Here is a 22,338-nt window from a genome sequence, read left to right as displayed (position 1 = left end):
GGGCGATGACAGCTTTATTTGTGGCACGGGCGATTCACACCGGCCGAATCATGAAGCCGTCGAAGAACACCGCGAGCGCGGCGTGACCATCGAGCGGCAACACATGCGCCACATACTGGTCGGGCCGCACCACCACCATGCAACCCAGCTTGCGATCGATGCCGCGCATGGCGAAAATGTCGTTGCCGCTCTTGAGGTCGGCGCTGAACATTTTCTCATAGTCGCAGAGACTGTAGCGTCCCTTGCGCGGCAGCAGCAGCGGCGGCGTGGTATCGATGGCGATGTCGCGGTGGTCCTGCTGGAACACCGCGCGGACATCGATCACCGAATCGATGTCATCCCCGTGCGGCGTATATTTCTTCACCGGCGACTCCGCGGCCTCGGCCAGAAAGCGGCACAAGCTGCCGATGCCGGAATCCGGCGCGGCCGGATCACCGGCGCCGGCGAACGCAAAATGCGCCAGCGGCCATCGGCCTTCACCGTGTGGCCGAGTTGCATCGGCCGGGCGTCGGCGACGCGAATCACCGGCGCGGAATGAAAGCGCATGCCGATCGTGAGCCCCGCGGCGAGATGCTGATGGGGCGCCGTGCCGGTCAGCAACGACGGGCTGTAGCGCGCCGCCGTGCCCGCGGTGTAGCGACCGTGCCTGACGAAGTAGTCCTGGGTCCTGGCGGCATCGAAGCCTTTGCTCGATGCCAGCATCGCGGCCCATTCGCGATCGAACTCGATGAGCTCCCGGGCGATGGCCTGACGTTCGGCCGAATAGCTGTGCAGCAGATTGGGCGCGCAGCGCTTGCGCAGCACCGCCGCCAGCTTCCAGCCGAGATTGAATCCGTCCTGCATGGAGACGTTCATCCCCTGCCCGGCTTTCGGGCTGTGGGTGTGACAGGCATCGCCGGCGATGAACACCCGCGGCAGGCGCTGCGCGGTGTCAGCTTCGGGCACGTCGTCGAACTTGTCGCAGATGCGCTGGCCGATCTCGTAGACCGACCACCAGGCGATCTCTTTGACGTCGAGCGTATAGGGATGGAGAATGCGGCGCGCAGCGCCCACCAGATCGTCGGACGTGATGTTGCGGTTGGATACCCGTTCGCCGGCATCGAGCTTGTCCATCTCGATATAGAGGCGGAACAGATAGCCGCCTTCGCGCGGGATGATGATGATACTGCCATGCGCGGCGGACTGGATCAGCGACTTGAAGCGGACGTCCGGAAAGTCGGTCACGGCCAGCACATCCATCACGCCCCAGGCATGGTTGGCGGAGTCGCCATGCAGCGCGCGCCCGATCAAGCTGCGCACAGCGCTGCGGGCGCCGTCGCAACCGACCACATAGCGCGCCTTGATGGTCTCGGTCTGCGGCGCCTGGCCGGCATCGCTGCGCTCGAGCCTTGCCGTGACGGTGTAGGGGTCGTGGTTATCGCCGGCAGGCTCGGGGGCAATCTGCAGATCGAGCAGACGCCGGCCGTAATATGGCGCGAGCCGAGCCGGTGCGCTACGCATGACGTCGAGATAGAAGTCGTGCACCCGGACCTGGTTGAGCACGACATGGGGAAATTCCGACAGCCCGTCCTCGGTGTCCTGCACCCGTCCGCTGCGCACGATGTTATCAGGCTGTGCGGCGTCCGGTTTCCAGAACGTCGTCTCGTTGATCCAGCTGGCTTCCTTGAGCACGCGTTCGCTGAAACCGAAGGCCTCGAACATCTCCATGGTGCGGCAGGCAATGCCATCGGCCTGGCCACGCAGCATCGGCCCCGGCTTCTGCTCGACGATGCATGTCCTGATGTCGGGAAAGGCGGAGAGTTGTGCGGCCAGCGTCAGCCCCGCCGGACCGCTGCCGACGATCAGCACGTCGACCTCCTCCGGCACAGGGCCGGGCGATCCTGCAGCAGGAGTCCGCTGCGCGGGGTCGGCGATCCCCGGGTCTCCGGGTTCGAATCCATTGAGGTGAAACTGCACGAAACCTCCCTTTCAAGCTGGCGACCCGTTCCGGCCGCAAGGGCGGAGGAGAGGCGCGGTCAGGTCTGACCCGGCTCGGCGGGTCTTTGCGGCGATGGCTGCAGCTCACGAGTCGCCCGGGATCGGTGGCTGCATCAAACACCGCTTCCATATTGATATGTATGCTGATCATCAGTATGCTTGTCAATATTTCGCCACCGCGGGGATTTCATGACCGACAACAATGACAAGCCGGGCCATCTGGCGCGCCGCTTCCAGCAGATCGCGGTGGCGGTGTTTCATGCCGAGGTCGAGGCGGCCGGCTACGACCTCACGCCGGTGCAGTATGCTGCGCTGACCACCATCGCCGCACATCCCGGAATCGATCAGGCGACCCTTGCCGGCGTCATCGCCTATGACCGGACCACCATTACCGGCGTGGTCGACCGGCTGGCGCAGAAGGAGCTGGTGCTGCGCCAGGCCAACAGCAGGGATCGTCGTGTTCGCGAATTGCAGATCACCGAACAAGGCCGGCGCATTCTCGACGGCATCGAGCCGGCAGTGCAGGCGGCCCAGCGCAGCATGCTACGCGGCCTCACCGCGGATGAGGCCAGCCAGTTGGTGCGGCTGCTGCAAAAGGCGATCGCCGCCGGCAACGAACTCAGCCGTGCGCCGATGCGGGATGCGTCGCCCGATGCAGCAAAGGCGGAATAGCCTGCCGGCTAAACCTTTGGCGCCGCGAGTCCATGGATCGCGCAAGCCGCGCGCAGGGTGTTGACCAAAAGGCACGCCACTGTCATCTGGCCGACGCCGCCCGGCACCGGGGTGATGGCGCTGGCGACCTCCAGCGCTTCCTGAAAAGCGACGTCGCCGACCAGCTTGGTCTTGCCGTCGTCGCCGGCAATCCGGTTGATGCCGACGTCGATCACTGTGGCGCCCGGCTTGATCCAGTCGCCGCGCACCATTTCCGGCCGGCCCACCGCAGCATAGACCAGATCGGCCTGCGCGCAGAGTTTCGCCAGATCGCGCGATCGCGAATGCGCAATGGTCACCGTGGCATTTTCGTTGAGCAGCAGCTGCACCAACGGACGGCCGACCAGATTCGAGCGGCCGATCACGATGGCATTCATGCCTTCCAGCGATGGATGCACCGTCTTCGTCAAAATGATGCAGCCCAGCGGCGTGCACGGCGACAGCGCGGGCAGTCCGCCGGCGAGACGGCCGGCATTGTTCGGGTGCAGCCCGTCGACGTCCTTGGCGGGATCGATGGCATTGATGACCGCCTCGGTGTCCAGCCCCTTGGGCAGCGGCAGCTGCACCAGGATGCCGTGCACCGTGGTGTCGGCATTCAGCTTTGCCACCAGCGCCAGCAGATCGGCCTGCGCCACATCGGCGGGCAGCTTGTGTTCGAACGACGCCATGCCGGCGGCCTGGGTCTGCTTGTGCTTGCTGCGCACATAGACCTCGGAAGCGGGATCGGAGCCGACCAGCACCACCGCGAGACCCGGCGTCACGCCATGCTCGCTCTTGACCCGCGCCACTTCGGCGGCGACGCGGTCGCGCAGCTCGGCGGCAATGATCTTTCCATCGATGATGCGGGCAGTCATGGTCTTGCGTCCTGTTTGCGTCAGTCGGGTTGGGCGGCGGTCAGGCTGCGCATGAGCTCGCCGAGTTTTTGGGATCGCCGTCGACGGCGATCTGCTTGTGCCGCGACGTGGTGCCCGACAGCACCCGCACGTCGCGTTTCTTGACGCCGAGCGCCTTCGCCAGCAGTTCGGTCACGGCGCGGTTGGCCTCGCCGCCCTCGGCGATGGCGCGGACCCGCACCTTCACCACTGCGCGGCCGTCGGCCAGCGTCTCGATGCCGTCGATGCCGTCACGGCCGCCGCGCGGCGTCACCCGCAGCGCGATGCTGATTCCTTGGGTGGAATAGCGCCACGGATCCACCGGACCGCGATCAGATGACGTTCGGGTAGATGTAGTAGGTAATGACCCGCTGGATGAACATGATGATCAGGATCAGCACGATCGGCGAGATGTCGAGGCCGCCGAGGCTGGGCAGCGAGCGGCGGATCGGCGCCAGCACCGGCTCGGTGATGCGGAACAGGAATTCCGCGATCGAGGCAACGAACTGGTTGCGGGTGTTGACGACATTGAAGGCGATCAGCCAGGACAGGATCGCCGAGGCAATCAGCAGCCAGACATAGAGATCGAGGACGATCAGCACGATATCGAGAACGGCACGCATGACGGGGCTTGCTCGCGGGGTTACGTCGCGGATTCGACTGCCACGTAAATATCGACTCGTTCCCCTGCAAACAAGGGAACTGGCCGCCCAAAAGACCGACAAAGCCGCGATTCCGGTCGTTCTTGACTTGCCGTTGGCGGGGATTGTAAATGGCGGCGATTGCCGACCGGTTTGTTCGCGAACCGTCCGCAACGGGGCCATAGCTCAGCTGGGAGAGCGCGTCGTTCGCAATGACGAGGTCGGCGGTTCGATCCCGCCTGGCTCCACCATCCTTCGCTTGCTTCGCAAGCTACGGCTCGGCAAGCCACGCCGGTCTATCGGGGCGAAGCAAGCGAAGGATGTCACGCCGTAGCCCGCAGGGCGCAGGCGGACCTCGGCAACCGCCCTGCCAAACTCAGCTACTCCGCCGCCTCGCGCATCGCCGCCACCAGCGGCATCTGCGCCAGCCAGCCATCGAGAAAATGCTTCAGCCAGGCGCGCTCGGCGACGTCGTGCAGGGCGCGATAGGCGAAATGATCGCCGCGCGGCCGCGCGCCCGGCAGCGCCAGCCGTTCATGGCCCCGCGTGGTCCAGCGATGCATCATCGCGGTGGTGACGTCGGGATGAAACTGGAAGCCGTAGGAATGGCCGTAGCGCAATGCCTCGACCGGGAAATCGCTGCCTTCGGCGAGCAGCTCGGCGCCTGCCGGCAATCCAAAACCCTCGCGGTGCCAGTGATAGACGTGGTCCGGCCAGTCGGCGCAGACCGCCAACCCTGCCGCGGTGGGGCGGATCGGATAATAGCCGATCTGGGCGCGGCCCTGCGGATGCGGCGCGACCGTGGCGCCGAGCTGGATGGCCAGCATCTGGGCGCCGAGGCAGATGCCGAGGAACGGCCGGTCTTCCTTCAGCGGTACGGAAATCCAGTCGATCTCCCGGCGCACATAGTCGTCCGGATCGTTGGCGCTCATCGGGCCGCCGAACATCGCCGCGCCGGCGTAGTCGTCGAGCGACTCCGGCAGCGGATCGCCGAAACGGGGGCGGCGGATGTCGAGCGGATGGCCAAGCAGCCGGAGCGCATTGCCGACCCGGCCGGGGGTGGAACTCTCTTGGTGCAGGATGATCAGGACCGGGCGCGGGTCGGCGGCATGCAGGGGAATCGGTGGCGCCGGTGCAATCCCGCGCACTCCGGCCAGATCTGACAGGCGTGACACCGTCCCGGCGTCAAAGGCTGCCGCTCCAGCAATCAAGTGAATCTCTTCGTCTTGCTGCTTCATCTGGACAGAAGCGTACCTTGCACGTGGTTAACCAGATCTGAATTCAAGCAAATGATGGGCCAAATGAGACCCGCAGGTCAGGTGCGGCGCAACTGTATCCGCGCTACCACGCCGGCCACGAAGCCGCGCGGGAACAGGCGCAGCATCAGCGGGATCATCTTGATCCCGAGGCCCGGCAAAACCACCCGCTTGTTGGCCATCAGGCCGCGATAGCCGGCCAGCGCGACCTTGGCGGGCGAGACGCTCAGGATCGCCGAATCGAGGCCGGGCTCGAAGCCGGCGCGCAGCTGGAATTCCGACGACACCGGCCCCGGGCACAGCGCGGTGACGCGGACGCCTTTCGGGCCGAGCTCCTGATGCAGCGCCTCGGTGAGGGACAGCACATAGGCCTTGCTCGCATAATAAACCGCCATGCCGGGCCCCGGCAGAAAACCGGCGATCGAGCTGACGTTCAGAATCCCGCCGCCGGTCCGGATCACGCTCTCGGAAAACCGCAGCGACAGCTCGGTCAGCGCGCGCACGTTGACGTCGATAAGCCCGAGTTGCTGGACGCGATCCATCTCGACCGCCTTGCCGAACATGCCGAAGCCGGCATTGTTGACGACAAATTCAACGTCGACATCGGCAGCCACCAGCGCCGCGGCGATGCAGTCGCCGGCATCGCGCGCTTCGAGGTCGCAGGGAATGATGATCGGCGCGGCGCCGCCGGCAGCAACGATCTCGGCGGCGAGCGCTGTGAGCCGGTCGCCCCGGCGCGCCACCAGCGCAACGCGGTGATCGTTGGCCGCGAACACCTTCGCGAGCTCGGCGCCAATGCCGGCCGACGCACCGGTAATCAACGTCACGCGTTCAGTCACAATGCAATGCTCTTGAAAAACGACACAACCAGCGGGCGCGAAAACAGCCCTTCATAGGCATTAATGGGGATACCCCGCTGCTGCAAGCCCGAATGAATATTCAAATACCTTGAGTTGACTTCGTACACATCCCGACGAGACAATTCATCGCGCCGTCATGCAACATAACCGGTCGTTGGATCCGCGATGCGGCCGAGCTACCTGTCGACCATTCCACCCTTCGCCCTCAGCTGGTCGCGCCGGTGTCCGCCGCGTCACCGGCAATGCGGCGCTTGAGGTTGATACGATCCCGCGACGAGACCGCGAGCAGATCCGCTGCGCGCCACACCACATTCTCCTCGAACTCGCTGACGCGGCCGTCCACATAGACCAGCTCCCACATCATTTCGATGATGCGCAGCCGGCCCTCTTCATCGACCGAACGCATGATGACGCTGGTGAAGTGGTAGAGATCGACCGCCTCGCCTTCCTCCAGCGTCGCGGCGGCGATCAGCCGGTCCGCAGTGCCGGGATCGAGCCCGAAGCGCGTTTCGATCAGGCTGTGCAGCTTGCTCTTCTCGATGGCCGACGGTTCGCCGTCCAGCGAGATCACGTGGATGAGCAACGCCGTCGCCGCGAGGCGATAGCCGCTATCGTCGAATGCCTGATTGGCGTGCGCGTCAGGGGAAACCACGTCGGCAATGAATTGGCGCAATGTCTCCAGCATCAAGTCCTGCTTCCGTCCAGAATTGAAGTTCTCGATCGATTGATTTCGGGCCTCGCATCGGCGAATGCAAGCCTTCTACCCTGTCGCAATTGCCGCAGCAGCATTAAAGTTCCGCAAGGTTATGGGATTTCGTAAACCATGATCTTGTCGGTGATGCCGCGTAGTGCCGCTTGCTTTTCGATCGGCGTGATCGCTGCCTGCTGCAGCATCGCCTCCACCGCGCCGGCTGCCATGATCGGGCCGGTGACGTGGATGGCCTGCGAATTGGACAGGCCCTGGACGCGCGCGGCGATGTTGACCGTCTGGCCGAAGTAGTCCTGCCGCTCGTTGAGCATCACCGCCAGGCACGGACCCTCGTGGATGCCGATCTTCACCACCAGATCGCGGGTGCCGCGCTGCTCGTTGAGCTTGTCCATCGCCGTGCGCATGCGCAATGCGGCGGCAAGCGCCTGTTCCGGCCGCACGAAGGTGGCCATCACCGCATCGCCGATGGTCTTCACCACCGCGCCGGCCTCCGAAGAAATGATCTCCAGCAGCGCATGGAAATGCGCGCGCACCAGGTCGAAGGCGGCGAGATCGCCGACACGCTCGTAGAGCGCCGTGGAGCCCTTGAGGTCGGTGAACAGGAAGGTCAGCGAGGTGATCTTCAGCCGCTGGTCGATGTCGAGATTGTCGGCCTTATAGACGTCCCGAAACGTCTGGTTGGACAGTATCCGCTTGGCGGTGACGAACGGCTTGCGCTTACCTATCAGGTGATGGAGCGCATCCGCCGCCACCAGCACCGACGGCAGCACCCGCGCGCCGGTTTGGTTGTCGAGCGACAGCCGCAGCGGCCCCGGCCGCAGCGTGGTGGTCTGGCTCGGCGCATGGTCGCCGCGGTAGACCAGTGCGAGCTGCTGCACCTCCCCGGTCGGTTCGCCCTGCACGTCGATGAACTGCGCGACATGGGTCACCGGTTCGAACACGATCAGGAACTGAGGCGGCAGTTGCAACGCCAGGTCGGCCTTCTGGTGCGCCGGCAGTTCGCGCGCGGCGAGCACGATGTCGTCCGACAGCGAGGCAAAGGACGCCGCGTCGAAATCGACGCCAGAACTCCAGAACACCTGCCTGAAGTACTCCCAGATTGGCAGCGAGTTGGGATCGTGCGCAGCGATCCGCCGGATCCGCGGCGCCACCGTGAAGGCAACCTCGACCTGCTCGTCCACCGACGCCGCATAGCCGCAGCCGCACAGGCCGCATTGATAGTCGTCGGATCGCAGCGACTTCAGCGTGCCGTGGGCGTCAAGCACCCCGCTGCAACCCGGGCACAATACGTTCCAGGTGAGGTCGAACAGGCCGAGCCGCGCCGCATGCAGGAAGCCGGCGATCGCCCGCTCCTCGTCGAGGCCGTTGCGCGCTGCAAAGTCGAGCACGTTGATGCGGTTGAGCGCGTGGTCGGCGCCATCGACGATCAACTGCTCGATGGCCCCGGCAACGGCAGGATCGACCGCCTGTTTTAGCGCGGCGAATTGGACGTGAAGATCACTCATCCAGCAAGTTTAGTGGAATTGCGCGACGCGTCCAAGACAACGAAACGTGCAGCTCAGCGACGTTCGATCCGGAACCTGGGCGAGCGGTCCGGCTGGGTGGTGACGATGCCGACCGGCATCACCGGCTCCTGGTCCTGCAGCGTCACGCGAAAGCTGCCGACGATCTTCGCCAGTGCCAGCGTCGCCTCGACCAGCGCAAAATGTGCGCCGATGCACACCCGCGCGCCGACCCCGAACGGCAGATAGGCAAAACGATCCGGCGGCGGCGTGCCGGGCAGGAAGCGGGCCGGCATGAAGGCCTCGGGATCGCGCCACAATTTCTCGTGCCGGTGCAGCAGCCATGGCGCGATCAGGATCACGTCGTTGCGCGCCACATCGAACTCGCCGAGCCGGTCCGGTCCGGAGGCCGCACGCGCGATCAGGAACGCCGGCGGATACAGCCGCATGGTCTCGTCGATCACCGCGCGGGTGAACGGCAGGTTTTCGGCGGCCAGCGGCCCATGCGCAGCGGCGGCGTTTGCCTCCGCGGCAAGCTGCTGCTGCGTCGCCGGATCGAGCGCCAGCAGATACAGCGCCCAGAACAGCGCTGTCGCCGTCGTCTCATGGCCGGCGAGGATCATCGTCGCCACCTGGTCGCCGAGCTGTGCATCGGAAAACGCAGCACCGGTTTCCGGATCGCGCGCCGCCACCATCAGGTCGAACAGGTCGCGCGGCGGCGCGCTTTCGTTCTTGCCGGCGGCACGGCGGGCGGCGATCAGTTCGGCCACAAAGCGGGTCCAGCGCTTGCGAAACCGGTTGCGGGCAAATTCCTGCGGCGTCGGCCAGGACAGCGGCAGCAGCAGGTCGAAGAAGTGCGGCCGCGCCAGCTTGCTGCCGTATTCCAGCACGAAACCGCGCAGCTCCGCCCCACGCGCGCCCATGTCGAAGGAGAACATGGTGCGGCCGGCGATTTCCAGCGTCATGCGCTGCATGATCTCGCGCAGGTCGACCGGACCATGGCGCGCGGCCTCAAGCTCATCCAACGTCTCGTCCACCGCCGAGATCATGTGCGGCACCAGGGTATTAACCGCGCGCGGCGTGAAGGCCGGCGCGAGCGTGCGGCGCTGGTGCTTCCAAGCGCGGCCCTCGGCCAGCAACAACCCCTCGCCGAGCATCGGCCGGAGCACGCGGATACCAGCGGCGGTGCGGGTGTAATTCTCGTAGTTGTCCACCAGCACATGGCGGATGGTGTCGGGTGTATTCAGGATGAAGGAGGCACGGCCGAAGAAGCGGCCCTTGATGATGTCCTCTTCATAGGCGCGCTGGCCCCAGGTTCCGATGACGCTCTTGCGCGTCGCCGCCATCCGCCCGAGCGGCCCCATGGTCGACGACGCCCGCGGCGGTGACGGCGGCACCAGCGGCGCGCGCGCCAGGAGATGATCGAAGGTTTCGGCGATGCTCATGGACGGCCTCGCGGTTGGATCGAGCTGGTGAGGTTATCGCGGCCAGTGGAGGCGGCAATCCGGGCGCGATGAAGGCGCCCGCCGCTCAGTAGGTCAGCTCCGCCACCGTGATGCGGTTTTCCGCCGCGGGCCAGGCCCGGGCCACGATGCGCTCCTCGTTGAACAGCGCCGGCACCGGGCGGCCGACATCGGTCGCCGCGAGCCGCAGCGTCGCCGACGTATCGGTCGGCACGCCCGGCTTCACATCGGCGGGCTCGCGACCGTCGAACAGCACCACGTCGCGTGGCAGACCGAAATAGCCGCGCGCCCGCGACAGGATGACCACCGCGCCGGCGCCGGCATCGGCGGCGCCCAATGGACGCGCGGCGCGCAGATGCACCACTTCGGAGGAGCGCGGAAACGGCGAACGATAAGTGTGGGTGATCGGCGCGCCTGCCTGGGCCAGCACGATTTCCAGCGGCCAGGTGGGATCGACTTGCACCGGACCCCAGCGCCCGTCGGCCGCCGTCCGTGCCGAGAGAAGCGCGGCGCCGATCCGCTCACCGGAATCCGGCGCCACGCGGAACACCTCGACGGACGCGTCGGCCACCGGCCGGTTCGTCGGCACACCACCGGGCGTGCCGGTCACCAGTCCGCTCAGCCGCACCTGTGCTTCGGGAACGATGGCGATCCGCTGCGGCTCGCGGCCGGCGATGAACTTGTAGATCTCGCGGAAAGCGCGCGGATGGTAGGCGGTCTCGCGATGGTCGACGGGGCCGAGCACCAGATTGGTGGCGCCGCGCAGCTCGGGCCCTTCGGCGGTAACGCCGGTGGCCACGCCGGGCTTGCCGAGAAACCGGCCGTCCGGCTGCGCGTACTTGTCCATGCCGTCGCTGCGCAGGGTCAGGAAGGCCGTGCCCTCGGTCACTTCCGACCCGTCGCTGCCAATGAGGCCGCGCAAAAACGGCCCGCTGCCGTTGAACTCCATGCCCGGCGCCTCCGGCCAGGTATGGACACCGTGGTTGGGCGTGCCGCACAGCACGGCGTGACCGACGTCCTTGCCGCCGCCGTTCTTGATGTAATTGCGCAGCGCATTGCCGCCACGTGAATTGGCCACCAGCGCGACGCGGCTGGCGCCGGTCCGCTGCTTGAGCTGGGCCACCGCTTCGCCGAGCTCGCGACGCGCATCCTCGGTCGAGGACCGGTATTGCTGTGGAACCGCATCGTCGTTGCGCGCCAGCGGATCGGTGAAGTTCAACGCCATCAGGCGGTCGCGCGCGACGCCGTTGGATTCCATGCGCCACAGCGTGGTGAGCCACAAGGCGGCGTGGTCGCCATTGCCATGGACGAACAGGATCGGCGGCACATCGGTGACATCAGGCGCAACAGCGGGCGTTTGCGCTGCGGCGCGGAAACTGACCGCCCCCGCGAAGGGCAGCGCCGCCAAGCCTTTGAGGATCGCCCGTCGCACTGGCTGCATCGTTCCGTCTCCCTTGGTTGCGCGCTGACGGCGCTTGATCGCCGTGATAGCGGATCAGCCACTGGACAGACAACGCGTTTCGCAGGCATCAACCTGTTTCGGTCCCGCAGAATCATATCTGCTGCGGTTGCCGCGATCCCTCACCGACGTTGACGACGGGACGATGATGACCGACGCACCGAGATCCAGCCTGTTCCCCGCCGACGGCGTTGCCGCACCGCTGCGCTATCCGGTGTTCCGGCGGATCTGGCTGGCCAGCCTGCTGTCCAATCTCGGCCTGATGATCCAGAGCGTCGGCGCGGCCTGGGCGATGACCCAGATGACCTCCTCCGCCGACAAGGTGGCGCTGGTGCAAACCGCCTTGATGCTGCCGATCATGCTGATCTCGATGCCGGCCGGGGCAGTCGCCGACATGTATGACCGCCGCGTTGTGTCGCTGGTCTCGCTGGTGCTGTCGCTGGTCGGCGCCGGCACGCTGACGGCGCTGACCTGGCTCGGGCTGGTGACGCCCAATATCCTGCTGGCATTCTGCTTCATCATCGGCAGCGGCATGGCGCTGTTCGGCCCGGCCTGGCAGTCCTCGGTCAGTGAGCAGGTGCCACACGAAGTGCTGCCGTCGGCTGTGGCGCTGAACGGCATCAGCTACAATATCGCGCGAAGCTTCGGCCCCGCGATCGGCGGCATCGTGGTGGCCAGCGCCGGTGCGGTGGCTGCCTTCGCCTGCAATGCGGTGCTCTACGTGCCATTGCTGGTGATGCTGCTGATCTGGCGCCGCAACGTCGAAGTATCGCGGCTGCCGCGCGAGCGGCTCAGCCGTGCCATCGTCTCCGGCGTGCGCTACATCCTGAATTCGCCGTCCATCCGCGTCGTGCTGGCGCGCACCCTGATCACCGGCATCTGCGGCGGCTCGGTGTCAGCGCTGATGCCCCTGGTGGCGCGCGACCTGCTGCACGGCGGCGCGCAGACCTACGGCATCATGCTCGGCGCCTTCGGCATGGGCGCGGTGATCGGTGCGCTGAATATCGGCCATGCCCGCAAGCACCTCAGCGGCGAAGCCTCGATCCGGCTCTGTGCGCTGATCATGGGCGCGGCCATCGCGGTGATCGCCGTCAGCTCGGAGCCGGTGCTGACCGCGGCGGCTTTGGTGGTCGCGGGCGCGGTCTGGATGCTGGCGGTGGCGCTGTTCAACATCGGCGTGCAGCTGTCGGCGCCGCGCTGGGTGGCCGGGCGCTCGCTGGCCGCGTTCCAGGCGGCAATCGCCGGCGGCATCGCCATCGGCAGCTGGGGCTGGGGCTACCTCACCGATCACGTCGGCGTCGAGCTGGCCTTGCTGACATCGGCTGCGGCGATGTTCGTCTCGCCGCTGTTCGGCCTGTGGCTGCGGATGCCGCCGATCGGCGCCCGCGTCGAGGATGCCGATTCGCTCGAAGATCCCGAGGTCCGGCTGGCCCTGACCGGACGCAGCGGCCCACTGGTGGTGGAGATCGAATATCGCGTCGACCAGGAGCAGGCCCGCGCCTTCCACGGCGTGATGCAGGACGTCCAGCTCAGCCGCCAGCGTAACGGCGCCTATGGCTGGTCGATCGCCCGCGACATCGCCGATCCCGAATTGTGGACCGAGCGCTATCACTGTCCGACTTGGCTCGACTACCTGCGCCAGCGCAACCGCTCGACCCAGTCCGAACGCGCGCTGCACCAGCGCGCCATGGCGTTCCACCTCGGCCCCGATCCGGTCCGGGTGCGCCGCATGCTGGAGCGGCCGTTCGGATCGGTGCGCTGGAAGGACGATACGCCGGACATCGCCGCCAACGACGTGCTGCCGGTATCGACTCCGGCCGGCAGCAGCGGCTGAGCCTACTGGCCGTTATCGGTCAGCACCTTGGCGCAAGCCTTGCTGAGCCTGGCGCGATTCTCCTTCAGGCAGGCCAGCACAACGGAATCGCCGTCGTTCATCTTGGCCCGGCAGAACCGCGACACGTCGCGCGCGCAGGCCGAATGGCTATCGTTGGTCTGCGCGGACGCCGGCGCGACCGGCAGCAGAAATGCAATGAGCAACAGACGCTTCATGGGACACCTCTCACACTGACAGCAATGCCGCCGATATTGCCCCATGCGGTCATGCGCGCCAGCGCAAAATAGCCGGTCACCCGATAGCGGCGCGGCTACACCGGCCGAGCTTCGCGCCACCCACATGATTAATGTTTGGTTGACGATGTTTCCTTAATCTGAGGCATCGCGCGCAACGCCGCCTCCGGGCGGGCGTTTATGTCCCAGTCGCGCTGCGCGATGGTTCAGGACTGAAGATATGAAGCATTTTTCAATCATTGCCGCGACGCTGCTCGCCACCGGAACGGCCTGGGGCCAGACCGCCGTTCAGCCGCCGGCAGCGCCCGCTGCGGCCGCGGCCAGCACGGTCGGCGCTGCCGCGACGACGCCGCAGCCTGCCCGCAATGTCGTCTCAAGCCCGGATGCGCGTTCGGCCGCCGCGCTGGCGCTGTCCGACCAGCCGACCTTCGACACCGGCACCGCCGCTCGTCTTCTCCACGCCATTGTCAGCTATAGCGAGATCGCCCGAAGCGGCGGCTGGCCGTCCATCCCGGCGGACGCCAAGTTTGCCCTCGGCGTGAACGGCAGCAGCGACGCCTTGTTGCGCCTCCGCCTGATCGTCACCGGCGACCTCGCCGCCGACAAGGCCAGTGGCGCTTACGACAAGACGCTCGCAGACGCCGTCAAACACTTCCAGGCACGCCATGGCCTGCCCACCACCGGCATGGTCGGGCCGCTCACCCTCGCCGCACTCAACGTGCAGGTGCAGAAGCGGGTCCAGCAGCTTGAGGCTTCGCTCGAGCGCATCAAGCAGATGGGCTTCGGTTTCGGTCCGCGTTATGTGGTGGTCAATCTGCCCGCCGCCTATGCCGAGGCGATCGAGAACGACGTCGTGGTGCGGCGCTATCGCGTCATCGTCGGCAAGACCGAGAAGCCGTCGCCGACGCTGATCGCCGAGATCAGCAACGTCAACCTCAACCCGACATGGACCGTGCCGACCTCGATCACCAGGAACGAGATCGCCGCGCATATGCGCAAGGATCCGACCTATCTGACCCGCATGCACATGCAGCTGCTGGACAGCAAGGAAGCGGTGATCGATCCGGCCACGGTGGACTGGTCGCAGACGCCGAACTTCACCGTGCGACAGGTCCCGGGCGAGTGGAACGCGCTGGGCCAGGTGCGCATCGACATGCCGAACAACTACGCCGTCTACATGCACGACACCAACCAGAAGAACCTGTTCACCGACGACTATCGTTTCGACTCGCACGGCTGCGCCCGGATCGACAATGTCCGCGATCTCGCCGCATGGATCCTGAAGGACCTGCCGAAGTGGGACCGCGCCGCCATCGACGCCAAGATCGCCAGCGGCGAGCGCGAGACCATCAAGCTGCCGACCAAGATTCCGGTGGCCTGGACCTATCTCACCGGGTGGATGACCCGCGACAACACGGTCAACTTCCGCAACGACATCTACGACCAGGATGCGCAGCTGGTGGAAGCCACCGCAGAGGAAGAGGCGTTCTTCGGCAAGGCCGCGCAGCCGGTCGCGAGGTAGTTCGCCCGAGCTGCCAGTTCGAAAGGAGCTTCAGCCGGGTGGTCGGCGGAACCGATATTCCGCCCGATGCAATGCAGCCTCCCGAAATCAACGGAGCAAGCGCAATTTAATTACGTTAAAGCACCCTGAAATGGGTTTGGACGTCACGCAGGTGCGCGGCGAGACCGCATCTGCTGAGTTCTGACAATGATCGACGCGACAACTGCCATGCCATCTGCTGCCGCCGCGCAGCGTGCCACGCCGCTGAATTCCCCGCCCGGGTGCTGCTGGCGAGCCTAATCGGCACCACCATCGAATTCTTCGACTTCTACGTCTATGCCACCGCCGCGGTGCTGGTGTTCCCGACGCTTTTCTTTCCCAACTCCGATCCGACCACGGCGCTGCTCGCGTCGTTCGCGACGTTCTCCATTGCGTTCTTCGCGCGTCCGTTCGGCGCCATCATCTTCGGCCATTTCGGCGACCGCGTCGGGCGCAAGACCACACTGGTGGCGGCACTGCTGACCATGGGCATTTCCACCGTGGTGATCGGCCTGCTGCCGACCTACGCACAGATCGGCGTGATCGCGCCGCTGCTGCTGGCGCTGTGCCGGTTCGGCCAGGGTTTTGGGCTCGGCGGCGAGTGGGGCGGCGCGGTGCTGCTGGCCACCGAGAATGCGCCCGAAGGCAAGCGCTCTTGGTACGGCATGTTTCCGCAGTTCGGTGCGCCGCTCGGGCTGTTCCTGGCCTCCGGCGCGTTCTGGATCCTGCTGCACTTCATGTCCCAGGAGGCGCTGCTGAGCTGGGGCTGGCGGATTCCCTTCGTCGCCTCGATCGCGCTGATCGGCATCGGCCTGTGGGTGCGGCTGTCGATCACCGAGACGCCGGAATTCCAGAAGGCCATCGACAAGGCCGAGCGCGTCGCCGTGCCGGTGGTGGAGCTGTTCCGCAGCCACAAGATGAGCCTGTTCCTCGGCACCTTCATGGCGCTGGTGACCTTCGTGCTGTTCTACATCTGCTCGGCCTATCTGTTGTCCTACAACGTCAAGGTCGTCGGCATCTCCTTCCTCGACGCGCTCGCCGTGCAGATCTACGGATCGGTGCTGTTCGGTCTCACTACCGTTGCCGCCGGCAAGCTCGGCGACCGCTTCGGCCGGCGCGAACTGCTGATCGTCAGCACCATCGCGGTGGCGGTGTTCTCGTTTGCGCTGGGGCCGCTGCTGAGCTCCGGCATCGTCGGCATCTACGTCTTCATCACCGCCGGCATGCTGCTGTTCGGCCTCAACTACGGCGTGATCGGCACCGCGCTGGCGGCCCCCTTCCCGACCGAGGTGCGCTACACCGGCTCGTCGATCACCTTCAACCTCGCCGGCATCTTCGGCGCTTCGCTGGCGCCCTATGCCGCGACCTGGCTGCAGGTCAATTACGGCATGGCCTATGTCGGTTACTATCTGCTGGCGGCGTCGCTGGTGACGCTGGCCTGCATCTTCGCGGCGCCGAAGGGCGATATCTGACGTCTGAGGCGGCTCGTTATCCCCTCTCCCCGCTTGCGGGGAGAGGTGAAGGAAGCTACCGCGCTGGATTGAAATAGTTACATCACCACGCCGCCACCGCGCCATCGGAGCGCGGGTCGGTGGCGCCGTCGAGCACGCCGTTGGGATGCAGGACGATGGCGCCGGCGTGGCCCATGGTGCTGGAATAGCCCTCGAGCACCTCGACCTCGTGGCCGGCGGCCTTCAATTGCGCAACCAGCTCCGGCGCAAAACGGTCTTCCAGTTTCAGCGTGACGCTGGCGTCGCCCCAGGTCTTGCCGAGCAGCCAGCGCGGCGCCGACACCGCCTGCTGCAGCGGCATGCCGAACAGGCCGTAGCGCGAGAACACCGCCGACTGGGTCTGCGGCTGGCCTTCGCCGCCCATGGTGCCGTAGACCATCCGCCTTCCGTCGTCGAAGATCGCCATCGCCGGGTTGAGGGTGTGGAACGGTTTGCGGTTGGGCTTCAGCGCATTCCAGCCGCCCTCGGCCAGCCGGAATGACGAGCCGCGGTTCTGCCAGCAGATGCCGGTCTGCGGCAGCACGACGCCGGAGCCGAATTCGAAATACACCGACTGGATGAAGGAGACCGAACGGCCCTGGCCGTCGATGACGCCGAGCCAGATCGTATCGCCGGGCTTGGCCACATGGGGCCACGGCAGCGCGTGATTGCGATCGATCCTGGCGGCCAGTCTGTCGAGCAGCGCGCTGTCGAGGAAGGATGCGGGATCGGCGGTCATGTGGTCGGGATCGCCGACGTGCTCGTCGCGCACGATGAAGGCCTGCTTGGTGGCCTCGACCAGACCGTGGATGTGATCGAAGCCTTCGCCCGCGGTGACGCCGAGGCGGTCGAACAGCGCGAGAATCATCAGCGACGACAGTCCCTGGGTCGGCGGCGCCATGTTGTAGAGGCAGGCATGATGCAGCCGAGTCGACAGCGGCGGCCGTTCGCTGGCGCTGTGGCGCTGCAGGTCGGCTGCGGTGATCGGCGCACCGGTCGCGGCGAGGTCGGCTGCGATATCGTCGGCGAGCTTGCCCTTGTAAAAGGTGTCGAAGCCGTCGGCCGCCAGACGCTTCAGGGTCTGCGCCAGCGCCGGCAGCCGCAGCAGGTCGCCTTCCTTCGGCGCCTGTCCGCCCGGCATGAAAGTCGCGGCGAAATTGGGCTGGCCCGCCAGTTCGGGCGCCTTGGCGGCAGTCAGTTCGGCCTGGCTGCGGGTGACGACGATGCCGTCCTCGGCATAGGCAATCGCGGTTTCCAGCAGCTGCTCGCGCGTCAGCGGCGCCTGCCAGTGGCGCGTGGCGTCGAGGGATTTCTGCCAGCCGGAGACCGTGCCGGCGACGGTATTGGCGGCCAGCGGGCCGCGGTTCGGAATGACCGTGCAGCCGTGCTTGGCGTAATAAGCGAGGTCGACCGCGGCGCCGGAGCGGCCGCAGGCGTCGATGGACACCGGCGGCTTGCCGGGCTCGGCGATCAGCCAGAAGCCGTCGCCGCCGATGCCGGTCATGTGCGGATAGACCACGGCCAGCGCGGCGGCCACGGCAATCGCCGCTTCGACGGCGGTGCCGCCGTCCTTGAGGATCTGCAGGCCTGCTTGCGAAGCAAGGTGATGCGGCGAGGTGACCATGCCGCGGCGGGCATGCGGTGTTTCAATCATGTCGTGGCTCCCATAGGCACCTACGCATGCCTCCATCCTGCAACACTGTCAAAGGTGCGCGGGCACTGCGCGCGCGATGAATCGGAGTGGCCGGGGACCGGGACAGCCCCGCATTCTTACGGTCAGCGGCGTTAACGAGCGTGAATTCCCGCCGGTGCTAGCCTTTGGCCAGACCGACGTATTGCTGATCGACACGCGAGCAAAGCGCGGCAGGAAAGGCGGACAACATGCAGACCATCGAAACAGACTGCGCCAAGGAAGCCAGGCGGTGCCGTTTTGCCCAATTCTCTGGCCGCAGCACGACCCTGGTTCTCAGCGGCGCGAAGGTGAGCGGCGTGGTCTGGGCGGTGAAGCCTGACAAGCCGAAGGCGCCGTCGCGCTGGACCATCACCATCATCCCCGAGCACTCCCGCAATGTGAGCCTCGGCTGAGTTGACGGCGCCCTGAACGGTCAGGACGCCGCCTTTTTCACCCACACCTTGTTGTCGTGGAAGGCCGCGCCGCCATACGGCGCCACGGCTGTGGCACCGGTCAGCATGTTGATACCGTGGCCGCCCTTGTGCGAACGGTTCGGATGTACCGACTCGGCGATCAGCACGCCGCGTTGCAGTCCGCCGAAAAGCTTTGCCGTCAGCGTGGTCTCGCCGCGAGTATTGCCGAGGGTGACGAAATCGCCATCGGCGATCGACAATCCTGCAGCATCTTCGGGATGGATCATCACGCTCGGCGCGCCCTCGCGCGCCTGCGATGACGGGGTCTCGTTGAAGCTGGTATTGAGATAGCTGCGGGACGGGCTGGTGGCGAGACGGAACGGATGTACCTCGTCGGCCTCCTCGATGACGGCGCAGTGGTCGGGCAGGCCCGGAAGCTTCTGCCAGTCGCCCATCATGCCGTCATTGTTGAGCGGCACCGCAGCCCAGTCGGCCTTAAAGTGAAACTTGCCGTCGGGATGCGCGAAGCCATCGAGACAATGTGACGCGCGAAAATCCGGCTGGATGTCGCGCCACAGCTCCTTTTCCAGCGCATCGATACCGCCATGGCCGCTGTCCGCCAGGGTCTTGTCGATCAGTTGGCGCGGCGTCATCGCGAAGCCCGGATGCTGCGCGCCGAGCCGCGCGGCCAGCGCCACAATCACCTCGTGATTGCTGCGGCATTCGGCGGGCGCATCGATCAGCTTTGCGCCGACGGAGATATGCTGGTGGCCGCCGCCGTAATACATATCGTCATGTTCCATGAACATGGTGGCCGGCATCACGATGTCGGCCATAGCGGCGGTCTCGGTCATGAATTGCTCATGCACCGCGACGAACAGGTCGTCGCGCGCAAACCCCTGCCGCACCAGCGCCTGTTCCGGCGCCACCACCATCGGGTTGGTGTTCTGGATCAGCATCGCCTTCACCGGCGGCCCGTGCTTCAGCGCCGCGGGATCGCCGGTCAGGATGCGCCCGATCTTGGACTGGTCGAGCAGCCGCGTAGTCCTGTCCATCGCATCGCGGCCCTCGATCACCGATTCATCGAAATGCCAGATCGAGAAATTGTTGAAGAAGGCGCCGCCGCCTTCGTGCTGCCACGCGCCGGTCACTGCCGGGATGCACAGCGCCGCATGCATCTGCGCCGCTCCGTTGCGGCTGCGGGTGAAACCGTAGCCGAGCCGGAAGAAGGTCCGCGGCGTCTCGCCGACGGCGCGCGCGAAGGCCTCGATGTCGGCGACCGGGACGCCGCAGATGGACGAGGCCCATTCCGGCGTGCGGCTGGCGAGGTGCGCCTCCAGCTCGGCAGGGCAATCGGTGTAGTCGGCAAGATAGACGCGATCGGCATGGCCGTCGCGAAACAGCACATGCATGACGCCGCAGGCAAAGGCGCCATCGGTGCCCGGCCGCAGGATGATCTTGATGTCGGCCTGCTTCATGGTGTCGTTGTCGTAGATGTCGATCGCCGCGATCTTCGCCCCGCGTTCCTTCCGCGCCCGCGTCGCATGCGTCATCACATTGACCTGGGTCGACACCGGGTTGGTGCCCCAGATCACCACCAGGTCGGATTTGGCCATCTCGCGCGGATCGACGCCGGCGACCTTGCCCGTGCCGGCGGCGAAGCCGACACGCGCGATGGTCGAGCAGATCGTGCTGTAGAAGCGCGAATACTTCTTCACATGCGACAGCCGGTTGATGCCGTCGCGCATCACCAGACCCATGGTGCCGGCATAGTAATAGGGCCACACCGATTGCGCGCCGAAGTCGCGCTCGGCCGCATCGAACCGGCCGGCGATTTCGTCCAGCGCCTCGTCCCACGAGATGCGTGCGAATTGTCCGGACCCCTTCGGGCCGGTGCGGCGCATCGGATGCATCAGCCGGTCCGGATGATGGATCCGTTCGGCGTAGCGCGCGACCTTCGCGCAGATGACGCCGGCGGTGTAGGTCTGCTGTTTCGAGCCGCGCACCCGGCCGATCGCCGAGCCGTCGATGACCTCGATGTCGAGCGCGCAGGCAGAGGGACAATCGTGCGGGCAGGTGGAATGGCGGATGTCGATCTTGGCTACAGAATTCATGCCGTCACGATAGCATAGGACATTCCGCAGGGAAGCGCGCACCACCCTGCGCTGCGCCCAACATCGCGGCACGGACGGTGAAAATTCGGCAGCACACCCGGTGCACACAACCCGTCGTTGAATACCGCCGTCATGCGATCTTTTTCGGGCGCGATGAAATGCGAAGGGCGACGGGCCAGGACGACCGGCGTTCGTGCCCTTCTCAGAGGCGCGAGCGACGTCTAGTCTCCCGCGGTACGTTGTTACGACCAGCGCCGGGAGACACGGCGCGGATCAGGGAGTTGAACCATGAGACTGCAGGGAAAATCCGCCATCGTCACCGGCGGCGCGTCTGGATTCGGCGCCGAGATCGCCCGCGCCTATGTCCGCGAGGGCGCCAGCGTCGTCATTCTCGACCTCAATGACGAGGGCGCCCGAAAGGTCGCTTCCGAGATCGGTGCCGGAGCGGTGGCGATCGGCGGCGATGTCACCAGCAAGGCCGACATCGCAGCCTGCGTGAAGCTGGCGATCAGCCGGTTCGGCAAGCTCGACATCGTAGTCAACAATGCCGGCTGGACGTTTCGCAACAAGCCGCTGCTTGAGGTGACCGAGGAGGAATTCGACCGCACCTTCGCCATCAACGTCAAGTCGATCTTCCTGATGACCAATGCGGTGGTGCCGATCATGCGGCAGCAGAAGAGCGGCCGCATCATCAACATCGGCTCGACCGCCGGCGTACGGCCGCGGCCGGGCCTGACCTGGTACAATGCCAGCAAGGGCGCGGTGAACCTGATGTCCAAGTCGATGGCGGTGGAACTGGCGCCCGACGGCATCCGCGTCAACTGCATCGCGCCGGTAATCGGCGAAACCGCGCTGCTGGAATCCTTCATGGGCGTGCCCGATACGCCCGAGAACCGCGCCAAATTCGTCTCGACGATTCCGCTCGGCCGGATGTCGCGTCCATCGGACATCGCCAGTGCCTGCGTCTACCTCGGCAGCGAGGAGGCCGAGTTTCTGACCGGCGTGATCCTGCCGGTCGATGGCGGCCGCACCATTTGAGGCCGCCGTCGGGCGGGCGCCGCAGCACCGCGGCCATCACTTCCACGGCGATGGTAATCCCCGGGGGCTGGTCGGATCGGTTTTTCGCGCTATGCTCCGGTTTGCGTCGTACTGATGACGCATATCGACAACAGTCGGTCGAGGCGCCGCCAGAGCGCCGGGAGGAGGTCTCTTGCCTTATTTCGTGAAAGCAACTGATACGTCGGGCACGGTCACTTTGCGGCGCGATACCGTCGCGGCAGCGCTGAAGAAAGCGACCGAGCTCACCAATGACGGATCCTGGGACGTCCAGATCGGGACGCCCGACGGTCGCGTCTACGAGTCGGACGCCTTCGGGGAGCTTCGCGCCGACGCCGAAGCGCACTCCGGCTGACCTTGCGTATCTGAGGCGCGACATGCTGCTTCCCGGTCGATCGGCGCCGCTGGCGCCCGTCGACCGCGATACTTCATTGCAGCGTCTGTTTCATGAGCCGGAATATCGTCGTGTGGAGACGATGATATCGCGGCCATGCATGCCGCGCATTCGCGATGCGCATCGGCAGCGCATTTGACGA

17 protein-coding genes, 1 tRNA gene and 3 pseudogenes are annotated in these 22,338 nt (G+C 65.9%); 8 read left to right on the top strand and 13 right to left on the bottom strand.

The window, feature by feature from the left end; all coding sequences use genetic code 11:
* Positions 1-34: 34 nt before the first annotated feature.
* Positions 35-1,956: pseudogene (locus ONR75_RS01915) on the bottom strand (FAD-binding monooxygenase).
* Positions 1,957-2,166: 210 nt separating this feature from the next.
* Between ONR75_RS01915 and ONR75_RS01910 the strand changes: the two are divergent.
* Entirely contained in the window at positions 2,167-2,649 is a 483-nt protein-coding gene (locus ONR75_RS01910) for a MarR family winged helix-turn-helix transcriptional regulator (protein WP_265081141.1), read from the top strand.
* 8 nt (positions 2,650-2,657) lie between these two features.
* Here ONR75_RS01910 and folD read toward each other — a convergent pair whose 3' ends face one another.
* The 3 genes and pseudogenes from folD to ONR75_RS01895 all read right to left on the bottom strand — a co-directional run bounded on the left by folD (position 2,658) and on the right by ONR75_RS01895 (position 4,183).
* Positions 2,658-3,542: a bifunctional methylenetetrahydrofolate dehydrogenase/methenyltetrahydrofolate cyclohydrolase FolD gene (folD, locus tag ONR75_RS01905; RefSeq protein ID WP_265081140.1), complete on the bottom strand. Its 885-nt coding sequence runs from the start codon at positions 3,540-3,542 to the stop codon at positions 2,658-2,660.
* Positions 3,543-3,562: 20 nt separating this feature from the next.
* Positions 3,563-3,882: pseudogene (locus tag ONR75_RS01900) on the bottom strand (DUF167 domain-containing protein).
* Between the two features lie 10 nt (positions 3,883-3,892).
* Positions 3,893-4,183 carry a YggT family protein gene (locus tag ONR75_RS01895; RefSeq protein WP_265081139.1) on the bottom strand — a complete coding sequence of 97 codons (291 nt, stop codon included), beginning with the start codon at positions 4,181-4,183 and terminating at the stop codon, positions 3,893-3,895.
* A 193-nt stretch (positions 4,184-4,376) separates the two neighbouring features.
* On the opposite strand from ONR75_RS01895, the gene ONR75_RS01890 reads away from it, so the two are divergent.
* Positions 4,377-4,452: transfer RNA gene (locus tag ONR75_RS01890), tRNA-Ala, on the top strand.
* A gap of 129 nt (positions 4,453-4,581) precedes the next feature.
* On the opposite strand, the gene ONR75_RS01885 is transcribed toward ONR75_RS01890, so the two are convergent.
* The 6 genes from ONR75_RS01885 to ONR75_RS01860 form a co-directional block, all read right to left on the bottom strand.
* The gene (locus tag ONR75_RS01885; protein WP_413776556.1) at positions 4,582-5,367 is read right to left on the bottom strand and encodes a glutamine amidotransferase; all 786 of its coding nucleotides are present in this window, start codon (positions 5,365-5,367) and stop codon (positions 4,582-4,584) included.
* Between the two features lie 149 nt (positions 5,368-5,516).
* Positions 5,517-6,296, bottom strand: a complete 780-nt coding sequence (locus ONR75_RS01880) for an SDR family NAD(P)-dependent oxidoreductase (RefSeq protein ID WP_265081138.1) — start codon at positions 6,294-6,296, stop codon at positions 5,517-5,519.
* Between the two features lie 226 nt (positions 6,297-6,522).
* Entirely contained in the window at positions 6,523-7,002 is a 480-nt protein-coding gene (locus ONR75_RS01875; protein WP_265081137.1) for a TerB family tellurite resistance protein, read from the bottom strand.
* 119 nt (positions 7,003-7,121) lie between these two features.
* Positions 7,122-8,531 carry an adenylate/guanylate cyclase domain-containing protein gene (locus tag ONR75_RS01870; RefSeq protein WP_265081136.1) on the bottom strand — a complete coding sequence of 470 codons (1,410 nt, stop codon included), beginning with the start codon at positions 8,529-8,531 and terminating at the stop codon, positions 7,122-7,124.
* 53 nt (positions 8,532-8,584) lie between these two features.
* Positions 8,585-9,973 carry a cytochrome P450 gene (locus ONR75_RS01865; protein WP_265081135.1) on the bottom strand — a complete coding sequence of 463 codons (1,389 nt, stop codon included), beginning with the start codon at positions 9,971-9,973 and terminating at the stop codon, positions 8,585-8,587.
* Between the two features lie 85 nt (positions 9,974-10,058).
* Complete coding sequence (locus tag ONR75_RS01860; RefSeq protein WP_265081134.1) at positions 10,059-11,432, bottom strand: hydrolase; 1,374 nt, start codon at positions 11,430-11,432, stop codon at positions 10,059-10,061.
* A 166-nt stretch (positions 11,433-11,598) separates the two neighbouring features.
* Between ONR75_RS01860 and ONR75_RS01855 the strand changes: the two genes are divergently transcribed.
* A complete protein-coding gene (locus ONR75_RS01855; protein ID WP_265083913.1) occupies positions 11,599-13,284 on the top strand; it encodes an MFS transporter in 1,686 nt (561 codons plus the stop codon).
* A 2-nt stretch (positions 13,285-13,286) separates the two neighbouring features.
* Here the strand turns inward: ONR75_RS01855 and ONR75_RS01850 are convergent, their stop codons facing one another.
* Complete coding sequence (locus ONR75_RS01850) at positions 13,287-13,499, bottom strand: cysteine rich repeat-containing protein (RefSeq protein ID WP_265081133.1); 213 nt, start codon at positions 13,497-13,499, stop codon at positions 13,287-13,289.
* 238 nt (positions 13,500-13,737) lie between these two features.
* Here ONR75_RS01850 and ONR75_RS01845 point away from each other — a divergent pair, with 238 nt between their 5' ends.
* Entirely contained in the window at positions 13,738-15,039 is a 1,302-nt protein-coding gene (locus tag ONR75_RS01845) for a L,D-transpeptidase family protein (protein ID WP_265081132.1), read from the top strand.
* 186 nt (positions 15,040-15,225) lie between these two features.
* Positions 15,226-16,529 (top strand): annotated as a pseudogene (locus ONR75_RS01840) (MFS transporter).
* 82 nt (positions 16,530-16,611) lie between these two features.
* Here the strand turns inward: ONR75_RS01840 and ONR75_RS01835 are convergent.
* Positions 16,612-18,201, bottom strand: coding sequence for a gamma-glutamyltransferase family protein (locus ONR75_RS01835; RefSeq protein ID WP_265081131.1), 1,590 nt, complete (start codon positions 18,199-18,201; stop codon positions 16,612-16,614).
* Positions 18,202-18,428: 227 nt separating this feature from the next.
* Here ONR75_RS01835 and ONR75_RS01830 point away from each other — a divergent pair, with 227 nt between their 5' ends.
* Positions 18,429-18,632 (top strand): hypothetical protein, encoded by a 204-nt coding sequence (locus ONR75_RS01830; RefSeq protein WP_265081130.1) that lies wholly within the window; start codon positions 18,429-18,431, stop codon positions 18,630-18,632.
* Positions 18,633-18,652: 20 nt separating this feature from the next.
* Here ONR75_RS01830 and ONR75_RS01825 read toward each other — a convergent pair whose 3' ends face one another.
* Positions 18,653-20,746, bottom strand: coding sequence for a molybdopterin oxidoreductase family protein (locus ONR75_RS01825; protein ID WP_265081129.1), 2,094 nt, complete (start codon positions 20,744-20,746; stop codon positions 18,653-18,655).
* 288 nt (positions 20,747-21,034) lie between these two features.
* Here ONR75_RS01825 and ONR75_RS01820 point away from each other — a divergent pair, with 288 nt between their 5' ends.
* Positions 21,035-21,784, top strand: a complete 750-nt coding sequence (locus tag ONR75_RS01820) for a glucose 1-dehydrogenase (protein WP_265081128.1) — start codon at positions 21,035-21,037, stop codon at positions 21,782-21,784.
* Between the two features lie 172 nt (positions 21,785-21,956).
* Entirely contained in the window at positions 21,957-22,157 is a 201-nt protein-coding gene (locus tag ONR75_RS01815; RefSeq protein WP_265081127.1) for a hypothetical protein, read from the top strand.
* The last annotated feature ends 181 nt before the right edge of the window (positions 22,158-22,338 follow it).

This window comes from Rhodopseudomonas sp. P2A-2r (genome assembly GCF_026015985.1).
In the GTDB taxonomy this organism is placed as follows: Bacteria; Pseudomonadota; Alphaproteobacteria; order Rhizobiales; family Xanthobacteraceae; genus Tardiphaga.
Note: the sequence above shows the minus strand (reverse complement) of the source record. Positions and strands in the feature narration are given on the sequence as shown.

What these genes read in the sequence shown, in the direction of transcription:
- ONR75_RS01820 (WP_265081128.1), top strand. Translation starts at nt 21,035, where the DNA reads ATGAGACTGCAGGGAAAATCCGCCATCGTCACCGGCGGCGCGTCTGGA.
- folD (WP_265081140.1), bottom strand. Translation starts at nt 3,542, where the DNA reads ATGACTGCCCGCATCATCGATGGAAAGATCATTGCCGCCGAGCTGCGC.
- ONR75_RS01865 (WP_265081135.1), bottom strand. Translation starts at nt 9,973, where the DNA reads ATGAGCATCGCCGAAACCTTCGATCATCTCCTGGCGCGCGCGCCGCTG.
- ONR75_RS01895 (WP_265081139.1), bottom strand. Translation starts at nt 4,183, where the DNA reads ATGCGTGCCGTTCTCGATATCGTGCTGATCGTCCTCGATCTCTATGTC.
- ONR75_RS01855 (WP_265083913.1), top strand. Translation starts at nt 11,599, where the DNA reads ATGACCGACGCACCGAGATCCAGCCTGTTCCCCGCCGACGGCGTTGCC.
- ONR75_RS01910 (WP_265081141.1), top strand. Translation starts at nt 2,167, where the DNA reads ATGACCGACAACAATGACAAGCCGGGCCATCTGGCGCGCCGCTTCCAG.
- ONR75_RS01850 (WP_265081133.1), bottom strand. Translation starts at nt 13,499, where the DNA reads ATGAAGCGTCTGTTGCTCATTGCATTTCTGCTGCCGGTCGCGCCGGCG.
- ONR75_RS01830 (WP_265081130.1), top strand. Translation starts at nt 18,429, where the DNA reads ATGCAGACCATCGAAACAGACTGCGCCAAGGAAGCCAGGCGGTGCCGT.
- ONR75_RS01835 (WP_265081131.1), bottom strand. Translation starts at nt 18,201, where the DNA reads ATGATTGAAACACCGCATGCCCGCCGCGGCATGGTCACCTCGCCGCAT.
- ONR75_RS01870 (WP_265081136.1), bottom strand. Translation starts at nt 8,531, where the DNA reads ATGAGTGATCTTCACGTCCAATTCGCCGCGCTAAAACAGGCGGTCGAT.
- ONR75_RS01845 (WP_265081132.1), top strand. Translation starts at nt 13,738, where the DNA reads ATGAAGCATTTTTCAATCATTGCCGCGACGCTGCTCGCCACCGGAACG.
- ONR75_RS01860 (WP_265081134.1), bottom strand. Translation starts at nt 11,432, where the DNA reads ATGCAGCCAGTGCGACGGGCGATCCTCAAAGGCTTGGCGGCGCTGCCC.
- ONR75_RS01825 (WP_265081129.1), bottom strand. Translation starts at nt 20,746, where the DNA reads ATGAATTCTGTAGCCAAGATCGACATCCGCCATTCCACCTGCCCGCAC.
- ONR75_RS01875 (WP_265081137.1), bottom strand. Translation starts at nt 7,002, where the DNA reads ATGCTGGAGACATTGCGCCAATTCATTGCCGACGTGGTTTCCCCTGAC.